Annotated in this window: 11 protein-coding genes and 1 tRNA gene; 4 read left to right on the forward strand and 8 right to left on the reverse strand. The window is 35.3% G+C overall.

Annotated elements, in window-relative coordinates:
* Positions 1-126: 126 nt before the first annotated feature.
* The 4 genes from CLV00_RS02980 to CLV00_RS02995 all read right to left on the reverse strand — a co-directional run bounded on the left by CLV00_RS02980 (position 127) and on the right by CLV00_RS02995 (position 4,907).
* Entirely contained in the window at positions 127-480 is a 354-nt protein-coding gene (locus CLV00_RS02980) for a hypothetical protein (protein ID WP_099713745.1), read from the reverse strand.
* 99 nt (positions 481-579) lie between these two features.
* Positions 580-1,569, reverse strand: coding sequence for an aspartate-semialdehyde dehydrogenase (locus CLV00_RS02985; protein WP_099713746.1), 990 nt, complete (start codon positions 1,567-1,569; stop codon positions 580-582).
* A 385-nt stretch (positions 1,570-1,954) separates the two neighbouring features.
* Positions 1,955-2,371: a large conductance mechanosensitive channel protein MscL gene (mscL, locus tag CLV00_RS02990; protein WP_099713747.1), complete on the reverse strand. Its 417-nt coding sequence runs from the start codon at positions 2,369-2,371 to the stop codon at positions 1,955-1,957.
* A gap of 88 nt (positions 2,372-2,459) precedes the next feature.
* Complete coding sequence (locus tag CLV00_RS02995) at positions 2,460-4,907, reverse strand: bifunctional UDP-N-acetylmuramoyl-tripeptide:D-alanyl-D-alanine ligase/alanine racemase (protein WP_099713748.1); 2,448 nt, start codon at positions 4,905-4,907, stop codon at positions 2,460-2,462.
* A gap of 224 nt (positions 4,908-5,131) precedes the next feature.
* Here CLV00_RS02995 and CLV00_RS03000 point away from each other — a divergent pair, with 224 nt between their 5' ends.
* Positions 5,132-5,737 (forward strand): hypothetical protein, encoded by a 606-nt coding sequence (locus tag CLV00_RS03000; RefSeq protein ID WP_099713749.1) that lies wholly within the window; start codon positions 5,132-5,134, stop codon positions 5,735-5,737.
* Here the strand turns inward: CLV00_RS03000 and CLV00_RS03005 are convergent.
* Positions 5,732-6,433, reverse strand: coding sequence for a porin family protein (locus tag CLV00_RS03005; protein WP_099713750.1), 702 nt, complete (start codon positions 6,431-6,433; stop codon positions 5,732-5,734). The genes CLV00_RS03000 and CLV00_RS03005 overlap by 6 nt on opposite strands.
* 299 nt (positions 6,434-6,732) lie before the next feature.
* Between CLV00_RS03005 and gnd the strand changes: the two genes are divergently transcribed.
* From gnd to CLV00_RS03020, 3 genes are read left to right on the forward strand one after another with little or no spacing between them, the layout of a single operon-like run.
* A complete protein-coding gene (gene gnd / locus CLV00_RS03010; protein WP_099713751.1) occupies positions 6,733-7,632 on the forward strand; it encodes a phosphogluconate dehydrogenase (NAD(+)-dependent, decarboxylating) in 900 nt (299 codons plus the stop codon).
* Between the two features lie 57 nt (positions 7,633-7,689).
* Positions 7,690-9,009, forward strand: coding sequence for a gluconate:H+ symporter (locus CLV00_RS03015; RefSeq protein ID WP_099713752.1), 1,320 nt, complete (start codon positions 7,690-7,692; stop codon positions 9,007-9,009).
* 19 nt (positions 9,010-9,028) lie between these two features.
* Positions 9,029-10,447 (forward strand): gluconokinase, encoded by a 1,419-nt coding sequence (locus tag CLV00_RS03020; RefSeq protein WP_099713753.1) that lies wholly within the window; start codon positions 9,029-9,031, stop codon positions 10,445-10,447.
* Between the two features lie 250 nt (positions 10,448-10,697).
* Here CLV00_RS03020 and CLV00_RS03025 read toward each other — a convergent pair.
* The 3 genes from CLV00_RS03025 to CLV00_RS03035 all read right to left on the reverse strand — a co-directional run bounded on the left by CLV00_RS03025 (position 10,698) and on the right by CLV00_RS03035 (position 13,000).
* Positions 10,698-10,784, reverse strand: a tRNA-Ser gene (locus CLV00_RS03025).
* 61 nt (positions 10,785-10,845) lie between these two features.
* Positions 10,846-11,874 (reverse strand): asparaginase, encoded by a 1,029-nt coding sequence (locus CLV00_RS03030; protein WP_099713754.1) that lies wholly within the window; start codon positions 11,872-11,874, stop codon positions 10,846-10,848.
* Positions 11,864-13,000 carry a 1-acyl-sn-glycerol-3-phosphate acyltransferase gene (locus tag CLV00_RS03035; RefSeq protein WP_099713755.1) on the reverse strand — a complete coding sequence of 379 codons (1,137 nt, stop codon included), beginning with the start codon at positions 12,998-13,000 and terminating at the stop codon, positions 11,864-11,866. Before CLV00_RS03035 ends, CLV00_RS03030 begins: the two co-directional genes overlap by 11 nt.
* Positions 13,001-13,046 lie beyond the last annotated feature (46 nt).

The following is a 13,046-nucleotide window of genomic DNA, read 5'->3' on the forward strand; positions in this document are numbered from 1 at the left end:
CTGCTGCCAGCTTTCTCCAAAGGAGAGGGAGCCGAGACTGGAATTATTTAGTAAATAAAAAATATCCAACAAAATCAAATGAATGACGTTGCATGGAAAATAAATTCAACAGAAGCTGAAATAAATTCAGCTTAAACTATTTACTGGTGGTCCGCGATGGGAATACAAACTGCCGGAAAACGAAATAATAGTTTCCGTTGCAGTAAAAAAATAAGGGATTTCTTCAATACTGGAATACAATTGATAGGAGAAATCTTTTGGAGTTATGTAACTGCCTAAAGCAAATTCACAAACAAAACAGTGCTCTAATTTGTGGTGTTGGTGCGTTATCTCCGTACCGGTAACATTGTATTTATGGTGGCATTGCTTTTGGGAAAGCTGTTTTGCCAAATGCTCATACGTATGCAATGACTGGAACAGCATTGAAAACAATACTGTAATAACCAGAGAAAGACTTAGTATGAGTTTATTCTTTTTCATTCGAGCCAAAGGTAACAAAAACAGGAAAAAAGAAAACCATTTGTCTCACAAAATATATTTTTGCGAAACAAATGGTTTCATTTTAAAATAAAATTTGATTTATACCAATTTGGCTGCAATCAAATATTCTGCTATTTGTATAGTGTTTGTCGCTGCTCCTTTTCTCAAGTTGTCTGCAACAATCCACATATTCAATGTGTTTTCCTGGCTTTCGTCACGACGAATTCTACCTACAAAAACCTCATCTTTTCCTTGTGCATACATTGGCATTGGGTACGTATAAGTATCATTATTATCCTGAACCACCACGCCATCGGTATGATGCAAAATGTTTCTCACTTCATTTACATCAAAATCATTCGAGAATTCTACGTTTACCGCTTCACTGTGTCCGCCTACAATTGGCACACGAACTGCAGTAGCTGTAACAGCAATTGTATTGTCACTTAAGATTTTTTTGGTTTCACGAACCAGTTTCATCTCTTCTTTAGTGTATCCATTCTCTTCGAAAGAATCACATTGTGGAATCGCATTTCTGTGAATTGGGTATTTGTACGCCATTTCACCTTGAACACCTGCGTATTCATTTTCCAATTGTTGTACTGCTTTTACACCTGTTCCAGTGATGGATTGGTAGGTAGAAACAATCACACGTTTGATGTTGTATTTTTTGTGCAAAGGAGCCAAAACCAATACCATTTGTATCGTAGAACAGTTAGGATTTGCAATGATTTTATCTGCTGCAGTCAATTCAGTTGCATTAATCTCCGGAACGATTAATTTTTTGGTTGGATCCATTCTCCAAGCCGATGAATTATCGATAACAGTTGTTCCTGCTGCCGCAAATTTTGGAGCCCACTCCAATGATGTGTCGCCACCTGCAGAGAACAAAGCAATATCTGCTTTCATATCTACTGCCGTTTGCATCCCAACTACTTTATATTTTTTACCCTTGTATTCAATTTCTTTACCCACTGATCGCTCAGAAGCAACCGGAATTAATTCTGTTACAGGGAAATTTCTTTCTGCCAAAACTTTCAACATTACCTCGCCAACCATTCCGGTAGCGCCTACAACTGCTATTCTCATCTTATATTTTTATTATTGAATATTAAATTTGAAATACAAAAGTAAGTAATATTGAAATCAAAACAAGGGTGTTAACAAAAAATAACAAAATGTTAAATTTATAACATTTGATTAAAAAACATGAAAAAAGATAGTAAAATTGTTTCGATTACTAATTTTTTTTTTGAATGGTAAATCTTGTGAAATAACGTTCTATATAATTTTTGACCATTAAGAAATTAAGAAGATTAAGTTTTAAAGTGCTTCTCAATGTATCTTAATTTCTTAATGGTCAAAAAGCAGCTACTGTTTTAGACAAACTTTTAAAGAAAAACCGCCTCAATTACGAAGCGGTTTAATCCTGAAATTAATTCAGGATAAATTAGAATATATAATGTAGCGGAAATTATTTTTTCAATAAATCTCTAATCTGAGTCAATAATTCTTCTTGAGTTGGACCGGCTGGAGCAGCAGGGGCAACTTCTTCTTTCTTTTTAGCTTTTTCAGCAGCTCTTAAAACAACGAAAATAAAGAAAGCAATAATGATGAAATTAATAATTGCCTGTACCAAGTTTCCGTATGTAATTACAGCGGCACCGGCAGTTTTAGCAGCAGCTAAATCTGCATAACTGTTTCCGTCCAGGGTTACGAATTTCTGGGTAAAATCAATTCCACCAGTTAATAAACCTACAATTGGCATAATAACATCATCAACGGCAGACCCAACAATTTTACCAAATGCGCCACCAATAACAACAGCAGTTGCCAAACTTAAAACGTCTCCCTTCATTAAAGAAGCCTTAAAATCACTAAAGAATCCCATAATTTATTTTTTTAGGTTAAAAATATACTTGAATAACGAATGTAATAAAAAAATTAACATAATTAACAGTCTTTTACACAATATTTTATTACTCTCTATAAAAAACTCGTTTTACTCGTTGGGAAATACTGGTAAGGATCTCATAGGGTATTGTGTTTAATTTTTGTGCCATATACGTTACCGTTGGGCTTTCGCCAAAAATAATTACTTGATCTCCTTCTGCGCATTCAATTTCAGTAACGTCAACCATCAGCATATCCATACAGATACTGCCAACAATGGTTGCTTTTGATTTTTTAATCGTTACAAAACCTACACTATTTCCCCAACTTCTGGAAATACCATCGGCATACCCAATAGGAATTGTGGCAATTTTTGTAGGTTTCTCGGCAATGAATCTCCTGCCATAACCAACGCTTTCGCCGGCAGCAATACTTCTGATTTGTGAAATCACCGATTTGAGTGTTCCCACATTTTCAAGCTGTTTTTGTTCTTCAGCATCATTCGAAACTCCATAAAGACCAATTCCCAAACGCGCCATATCGTATTGTGAATCCGGATAATTACTGATTCCGGAAGTATTCAAAATATGTAGCAACGGTTTTATTTGTAATTCTGACATCAATTTAGACGATAATTTTTCGAATAAATCTATTTGTGAATGTGCAAAATCCTTGAATTCCAAGTCATCACTTGTGGCCATGTGTGACAAAATACTTTTTACTTTAACGGTTTGATTTCCTTTTAAAGTCGCTATCAAATCATCAATCGTATTGTTCTCAAAACCCAAACGATGCATTCCCGTGTCGAGCTTAATGTGTATCGGAAAATGGTTTAAATTCTTTTGTTCGGCAATTTTAAGGAACGCATGAAGTCCTTTTAAACTATAAATTTCAGGTTCCAATTGGTGTTGAATAATCGCAGAAAAACTGGTTGTTTCGGGATTTAAAACCATAATAGGCAAATGAATCCCTGCGCTTTTCAGCGAAATTCCCTCATCGGCGAAAGCCACACCCAGATAATCCACTTTGTGATGTTCCAGTAATTTGGCAATTTCAAAACCGCCATTTCCATATCCGAAAGCCTTCACCATCACCATAATTTTGACATTCGGCTTCAATTTTGATTTAAAGAAATTCAGGTTATGACTAATCGCATTCAGGTTGATTTCCAGAACAGTTTCATGAGTTTTCTCTTCTAACAAAGAGACAATTTCCTCAAATTGAAACGTTCTCGCTCCTTTGATTAGAATGGTTTCATTGGCAAAATTCAAATCATCAAATTTTGATATAAACTCGGCTGTATTTTTATACGTTATGCAATTGGCAAACTTTTTTTCAAATGCTGAAATGGTTTCTCCAATCCCGATAACGCGGTCAATTTTATTAGAAACAATCAACTGGGAAACTTTAGCATACAATTCGTCATTAGACAAACCGCTTTGAAAAATATCCGAAAGAATCACCGTTTTCTTCTTGTATTGCTTTTGACTTTCGAGAAAATCCAACGCTATTTTCAACGACTGAAAATCGGAACTGTAACTGTCATCAATAATACTGCAGTTGTTGATTCCGTTCTTGACTTTCAAACGCATTTCTACCGGGTACAACAATTCCATTCTATTTTGAATGGTTTTTTCATCGTATTTAAAATACAATAAAACCATCAAACAGGAAATCGCATTTTCAACAGATGCTTTATCCTGAAAAGGAATTATCAATTCGAATGAATCTACTTTATATCGGTATTGAATGGTGGTGCTGTCGTTTTTTATCGCTGCATTATAGACAAAAACATCCGCTTCTTGTGAGTCAAAACTCCAAGTAAACACATTTGTTTTTGGAAAAATAATGGCATCAACCATTTCGTTTTTTTGGTAAATAACCACTTCTGAATCTTCAAAAAGGGTAATTTTCTCTCTTATTTTATTCTCTAAACTTATAAAACCTTCATCATGTGCTGAACCAATACTGGTAAGAATCCCAATCGTTGGCTTGATTATTTTTTCCAGTTTTTCCATTTCAGAATGGGTAGAAATTCCGGCTTCAAAAATCCCCAGATTGTGTTGCTCATTGATTGCAATTACTGACAATGGAACACCAATTTGTGAGTTGTAACTCTTTGGGCTTCGAATGATATTATAATCAGGACTCAATAAAAAATTAAGCCATTCCTTAACTATCGTTTTGCCGTTACTCCCAGTCAATCCGATAATAGGAAAATCAAAAAGACCGCGATAGTTTGCCGCAAATTGTTGTAAAGCAGCCAGTGTATTGTCAACAACAAAGAAATTAGCTTTACCCTCACATTCTTCCGGAATATGGGTAACTACAAAATTTTGAACGCCAGTTGCAATTAAATCTTTGATGTATTGATGCGCGTCATTATTGGCTCCGACCAATGCAAAAAACAAAGTCTGTGATCCGTTTTGCAAAGAACGACTGTCTATAGAAATGGTTTCTATTGCCAAATTAGTACTGTCACCAATAAATTTAGCAGGGATATTTTGAATACTTTTTAGGATTTTTTGGCTCATGGAATTAGAAAGAGATTGAAGTAGATTTCTGGTATAGAAATTATTCTTTTAATAGTTCGCTATTTGTAAAACTTTCTCAAAAATAACACTTCTTTTCAAAAAGAAGACTTAGATATACTATTATTATAACCAATTTCGTTTATTTAAGAAAAAGAAACAATAGCATTAGCTTTACTAATTTTAGCAGATTACTTATATTTGTTTTTAGATAAAAATCAGAAGTTTTGAAAAAAATCCTCCCATTGTTTTCCTATGTTTTCCATCCGATATTCATACCGGCAATGGCTACGTTGTTTTACCTTTATTTTAGCGGTGCTGATTTTGTGAGTCAAGAAAAATTATTTATTTTTTTTCAAGTTCTGGTGGTAACGGTAATTCTGCCTTCATTGGTTTTTTTATTATTACGCACAGCAGGAAATATAGATTCCATAATGCTTGCCGAAGTATCTCAACGCAAAATTCCATTAATACTTCACTGTTTTTTGCTTATTTTATTAGTAAAAAAAAGCATTACAATAGACCGATATCCTGAGTTACATTTTTTTCTTTTGGGTGCACTTTTGAGCACTATATTGGCGCTTATTCTTTTATTTCTCAATATAAAAGCCAGCCTTCACATGATAGCTATCAGTTCCTTAACGGTATTTATAATTGGATTAAGCTTACACCTTCAAATCCAAAACACATTTATAATTGCTTTCCTGATTCTACTCAATGGTTTTGTAGCTTCTTCGCGATTAGAAATGAAAGCACACACAAATAAAGAATTGATAATAGGTTTTATGCTGGGAGCTATACCTCAGTTGCTATTATTAGTCCTGTGGTTATAAAATGTAGAATATAATTCCAATATTCAATGATTTCATAGCAATAGATTCGTCATTTACTTTTGCAGATTTAAACAACGAATTCAAACCGTAATACGCATATAAATTAATCGTATTGTAGCCTGATGAAATGTAAGCACCATACTGAAATTTATTAAAATCTTGATTTCCTGTCACTATCACTTTCCCATCAGCACTATTGAAAATAGATCTATCATAGAGCAAATAACTCATTTTAAATCCCCCATAAATTCTCCAAAATTTATGACTTTCATAAGTAGAAGTTCTCCATCTGAACTCAATGGGAACATCAACCGAAAGCAAAGAAAATTTGTTTTTATCGTATGTAATATCTGAATCGATAATAGTATATACAGGCGTTCCTGCAGACGAAGAAATGGCTAGATTCTGATTGTAATTATTATATGAAAAACCAATACCAGATGCTATGGCTACTGTTCTTTTTTTATTAATAGGCATATCTCTCAGAAAACCTGCCGAAAGACCCGAAGAAAATTTACTTTGCGACACTCCGGATGGTTTATTCATCAAGGTGTTATATGTTATTGCAAAATAAAACTGATCCTCTCTATACAAGGAATCAACCTTTATTTCCGGAGCATTTTCAGTTGCTGTATTTTCTTGGGAAAAAACATTCAAAACCGATAAAAGAAGAAAACAACTAAGAAAAATTCGCATATTGTTTTAGATTTAAATTGCTCAATGGTTGCTTAAAACACATTTCAGGCTTCAATTCTCATTATAACGTTACAAATATACCATTTTGATGGTTTTCTTATAGATTATGACAACAAATAAACTTTCATAAAAATGAGTCGATACAAAACCTCAAAAAAATAATTAACATATTGACTCCAACAAGTTTAATATTTTTCGAATAAATTGCTTGTTAAAAAATTAAAACCAATATTTTTACTTTAAAATATTTTTACAATTACTCAAAAACGTCTTCAAATCAGACTTAAAACAATACAACCATGCAAATTGGAATTATAGGATTAGGGAAAATGGGCTTCAATCTTGCTCTTAACTTACAGCGAAATGGTTACGACGTAGTAGCCCAAGATGTCAATACTGACTTTGTTACAAAAATTGGTCAGGAAGGAATTACAACGGCACATTCTGTTGAAGAGTTATGTCAAAAATTGAACCACCGAAAAGTGATTTGGCTGATGGTTCCTGCAGGAGAAATTGTAGATGGAGTGATCACTTCATTGGTTCCTTTTTTAGAAAAAAACGACATTATTATTGACGGAGGAAACTCAAATTATAAAGATTCCAAGCGTCGTTATACTCAATTAAAGGAACTAGGAATTGACTTTTTGGACTGCGGGACTTCAGGTGGAACATCGGGAGCTTTGAATGGCGCTTGTACGATGATAGGCGGAGAACCAGCCGTATTTGACTATGTGGCACAAGTTTTCAAGGATATTTCTGTAGAAAACGGACATCTTTATACTGGCGCAGCCGGAAGCGGACATTTCACAAAAATGGTACACAACGGAATCGAATACGGAATGATGCAATCTATTGCTGAAGGTTTCGAAGTTTTTGAGCATTCTGAATTTGACATTGATTTCGAAAAAACAGCCAAACTGTTCAATCACGGTTCTGTGGTGCGCAGTTGGTTAATGGAACTCACTGAAAACGCCTTCTCAAAAGACCCAAAACTAGACAGCATCAAAGGAATTATGCATTCCTCCGGCGAAGGAAAATGGACATTGGAAACCGCTTTAGATTTGGGTGTTCCTACTCCAGTTATTGCGTTGTCGATAATGATGCGTTACCGTTCCCAAATGCAAGATACTTTCTCCGGAAAAGTGGTAGCGGCACTTCGCAATGAATTTGGCGGCCATGCTGTCGAAAAAAACGAATAACTGATTACACAAACGAACCAATTCGAAGATAATTTTTAATTTTTCAAATTCAAGTACATGTCAATATTGATCTTAATTACAAGTATCCTTTTATTACTTGTCTTGATATCCGCAATAAAACTCAATGCGTTCATCTCATTAATTATCGCTTCTTTCTTTGTGGGAATTGCCAAAGGCATGCTGTTTCCTGACATTCTAAATTCCCTACAGGAAGGAATTGGCAGTACTTTAGGTTCTTTGATTTTGATTATTGCACTTGGAGTTATATTGGGAAACATCCTTTCAGATAGTGGCGCGGCACAACGAATAAGTTCCGTGATGATTAAATCTGTTGGAATTAAACACATCAAATGGGCCATGTTACTTACGGGTTTTGCCGTGGGAATTTCGATGTTTTACAATGCCGGTTTTGTGATTTTGATTCCAATGGTTTTCGCTGTCGCAAAAAGCACAAAGCAGCCCATAATTTATCTTGGAATTGCCATGGCATCTGCACTTTCGGTGACACACGGTTTTTTGCCGCCTCATCCGGGACCTACAGCCATTGCAGTGATTTTCAAAGCTGATATTGGCAAAACGCTGTTATTCGGATTGATAATTGCCATTCCAACTTTATTGATTGCGGGAATTGTGTTCCCGGAATTCATTAAGAAGATTGTCGCCAATCCACCCAAAGGATTATTCGAAAGTAAAACATTCGCTGAAAACGAAATGCCTTCTTTCATGATCAGTTTTATAACGGCTCTGATTCCTGTTATCTTAATGGCGATGGCAACCATAAGCGAATTAACCTTGCCTGAAGCATCTTCTTTACGTCACATTCTTGGATTTATTGGAAGTCCAACCACTTCCATGCTTCTTGCGGTATTGTTTGCAATTGTTTTTTTAGGCATTAATCGCGGTCGAAAAATGCAGGACATAATGGATAAATCCAGTTCGGCATTGAGTTCAGCAACTATGATTATTATGATTATTGCGGCTGGCGGAGCTTTCAAACAAGTACTGATTGACAGTGGTATTGGTACTGATTTAGCTGTTTTTTTCGAAACCTCAACACTTTCTCCATTAGTATTAGGCTGGCTTGTAGCAACTATTATCAGGATTGCTCTGGGTTCAGCAACTGTTGCGGGATTAACTGCGGCAGGGATTGTGCAACCTTTGGTGGTTAGTTCCGGGATAAGCCCAGAATTGATGGTATTATCAATTGGAGCCGGAAGTTTAATGTGTTCTCACGTGAATGATACGGGATTCTGGATGTTTAAAGAGTATTTCGGAATCAGTATTTCGGATACGTTTAAAACATGGACAGTCATGGAAACAATCATTGGAATAATGGGATTGATTGGTGTACTATTGCTTAATTTACTGGTAGGATAACCCAAATTAAACTGAAAAAATGGAGCAATTTTACATCGGAATAGATATTGGTACCACAGCAACAAAAGCCGTGTGTTTTGACATAACCGGAAAAGTGATTCGGGAATGCAACCAATTCTATCCAATGTATCACCCGAAAGCGGATTGGAGCATTCAAAAACCCGATGAAGTTCTAGCTGCAGTTTTAGGATGCATCCAAGAAATTACAAACGGGATTCAGCCTCAATTCATCAGTTTTAGTTCGGCTATGCAAAGTATAATAGCAATCGACAGCAACGGAAAACCACTAACTGATGCTATCATTTGGGCCGATAATAGAGCGCATTCATTAGCCGAAGTATTAAAAAATTCCGAACAGGGAAAAAATTTCTATCAAAAAACAGGAATTCCCATTCATACCTTTTCACCCATGACCAAAATTGCTTGGTTAAAGGAACACGATGCACCCAATTTTTCTAAAACGTATAAATTCATTAGCATCAAAGAATACATTTGGCATCATCTTACCGACGAATATGTAATTGATTCCTCGATGGCATCTGGAACTGGCTTAATGAACATTCATACCCTACAGTGGGAATCGGATATTTTAGATTATTTAAAAATAGATGAATCCCAACTTTCCATTATTGTTGGTCCAACTCACAAAAACAAAGGACAATCTGATGGTTTTGATTATATTCTTGGTGGCGGTGACGGTGTATTGGCAAATTTAGGAACCGGAGCTATGGAAGCCGGCCGAATGGCATTATCTATTGGGACCAGTGGTGCGGTACGTTTACCAACTGAAAAACCTTTTATTGATCTGGAAATGCGAACGCAATGTTACCATTTGATGGACAATCAGTATTTGAAACTGGGAGCGGTTAATAATGGTGCAATTGTTTTACAATGGCTGAAAGAATCTATCTTAAAAACAGACGAATCTTTTGAAGAATTGTTCAAACAAGCTGAAACAATTCCTGCAGCATCCGAAGGCTTGCTTTTTGTTCCTTATTTATTGGGCGAAAGAGCGCCTATTTGGGATGCATCTGCTCAAGGGACACTTTTAGGAATCCAAATTATCCATACCAAAGCACACTTAATTAGAGCGACACTGGAAGGCATATTATTTGGACTATTGAGCATTACCGAAATCTTACTCCCAAATCCAGAAGAAAGACATAAAATCACTATAATGGCGAGTGGTGGTTTTGGAAAAAGTGAACTTTGGCTGCAAATGGTCGCTGATATTTTTCAAATGAAAGTAATAGTTGCTGAAACTATCGAAGCTTCTGCTTGGGGAGCAGTTTTGATTGGTTTTAAAGCTACTGCTATTGCCGTTCCATCCGAAAATAAAATAGGAAAAACTTTTTTACCAAATAAAGATTCCAAAGAAATCTACGAACAAAGCTTTGAAAAATTTAAAAAGGTTTATTCCTTGTTGAAAGATATTTAAAAAGAAGAAACTAATGTTCGGCATTTCATGCCTGATCCTTTTTTGTTTTATAGCTTAGACAAACCAAAAAGTTTGCCACGCTATAGCTAGAGATTAACTCCGTTGATCCCATGAAGGGCGTCTCACAAAAAAATTAATGCTCGGCACTTCGTGCTAATCCTTTTTTGTTTTATACGCTAAGACAAACTAAAAAGTTTGCCACGCCATAAAACAAAAAATGCTCCCCTTTCGGGAAGCATTAAATTTTTTGCAGAGAGGATGGGATTCGAACCCACGATGCAGTTACCCACATACTAGCTTTCCAGGCTAGCTCCTTCAACCACTCGGACACCTCTCTATTTTATTTGAGGTTGCAAATAACAATAAAAAAAATGAGTTAGAAAAGTAAAATCTAACTATTATGCTATTTCTCCTCGCAAAGCAGTTTCAAAAATAGTTTTGAAGTCTTTTTGATCTATTTTTTGGCCTAACAAATACATTAATTTGGTTATAGCAGCTTCAGTTGTGATGTCTTTTCCAGAAATTACACCTATTTTTTTCATCCCCGTACTGGTTTCATATTGCCCCATACTCACGCTTCCTCCGGAACATTGTGTAACATTGATGATGTGCAAACCTCTGGCAATTGCTTTTTTCAATAAGTTCAAAAACCAATCTTCAGTAGGTGCATTTCCTGCTCCGTACGTTTCTAAAACAATTCCTTTAAGATCTGGAATATCTAAAATAGCTGCCAAAACTGCTTCGCTGATACCAGGAAACATTTTTATAATCGCTACATTGTTATCTAAGTTTTTATGAACCTTGAATTCTTTATTTTGGCTTTTAGCCAAGAACAATTCCGGATTCAATTTTAAATGCACACCTGATTCAACCAATTCAGGATAATTTGGAGATGTAAATGCTTTGAAATGTTCCGCATTAATCTTTGTAGTTCTATTTCCTCGGTATAATTTGTATTCAAAATAAAGACACACTTCACTGATAACCGGTTCATCATTGTCTCGTAAAGATGCAATTTGAATAGCAGTGATTAAGTTTTCTTTGGCATCAGTACGTAGATCTCCAATTGGCAATTGTGATCCCGTAAAAATAACGGGTTTCGATAAATTTTCAAGCATAAAACTCAACGCCGATGCAGAATAGGACATTGTATCTGAACCATGAAGCACCACAAATCCATCAAATAAAGCATAATTATCCTCAATAATCGTCGCAATTTTAGCCCATTTTTCAGGATTCATATTCGAGGAATCAATTGGGTTTTCGAAAGAAATAGTTTCGATTTCACAATCCAATTGTTTCAACTCCGGAATCCGCTGCAATAATTTACTAAAATTGAATGCCTTGAGCGCTCCAGTTTCAAAATCTTTTCTCATACCAATGGTTCCACCAGTATAAATTAAAAGTATTTTAGCTTTAGATAACATCGTGATATTTAGATTTATTCATAACCGGATTAGCGTACATTGCCAAAAATCCTTGTAATGCAATTGGATTCTGCTCGTCAATACGCATTTCTAATCTACGTTCGAAAAGCGATTTCTCATTCTCTGTATAAAGATGCGAATGGGTAGTAATTTCATTTGCAATGTCATAGGCGATATAATTGGTAGGCCATAATTTATAATTGCTCAGAATAGCATCATCAATAACCTGTGCCAATGCCAATATCTGTTTGTTTGAATTATCATTCTCTGCACTAATTGAATCAATTTCAGTGTCCAAAACTTTACCTACATGAATATGAATTCTTTTTTTCTGACCCAAAGCTCCACTAAGAATGGTCATAAAATCTTCATTTTTTTCTTTAACGTAGATTTCATTATTGGCTTCAGCCATCAATTGAGGCATTTTTAAAGCATCTGTTGGATCATATTCATAAGAAATGGAAACCGGTACGATTTTGATTTTCTTAAAATAATCCATCAAATTCTTTTCATCAGAAGCCATTCCCAGCATTTTTAAAACACCTGGATTAGTGGCATCATTACCGTCTTTTGTTCTTCCTTCGCGTTGTGCTATCCAAACGGAACGGTTTTCATGAAGCAATAAATTTCCAATATATTCAGACAATAGCTTTGAACTTTGCAGCATTTCTCTTGGCGTCAAGCCACGTTGTACCAGAAAATTACGATTCAGTTTTGCTAATGTCTTCAAAAACGATTTTTTGACTAAATTATCTCCAATAGCTGACGCAGTCATCACTAAACCATGTTCAAACAAGGCCGAATTTAATAAAGTGGTATCCAAAAGAATATCTCGATGATTCGAAATAAATAAATACGAGGTATTAGGTTCTAAATTTTCAAAACCAGAAGTAGTCAAACCTTCCGAGCTTTTTTCTAGTATTTTTTGAACCGATTGATAAATAAAATTACATTGAAAGTCACGTATGGAATGCGTTTTTTTGAGTTGTTCTTTCCAAACTTCGTCTGCAACATCCGGAAAAGTAAAATTCATTAATGCCTTCATCATTGGATGATGGATGACATCTTGAAGTGCCTCATTTATTTCGGAATCATAAAAAGGCCGAATAGCGTCAAATTTCTGCATTTTGGTTCTCAATTTTTGTGTGGACAAATGAACAAAAAAAATATCA

It is taken from the genome of Flavobacterium sp. 11 (assembly GCF_002754315.1).
Classification (GTDB): domain Bacteria; phylum Bacteroidota; class Bacteroidia; order Flavobacteriales; family Flavobacteriaceae; genus Flavobacterium; species Flavobacterium algoritolerans.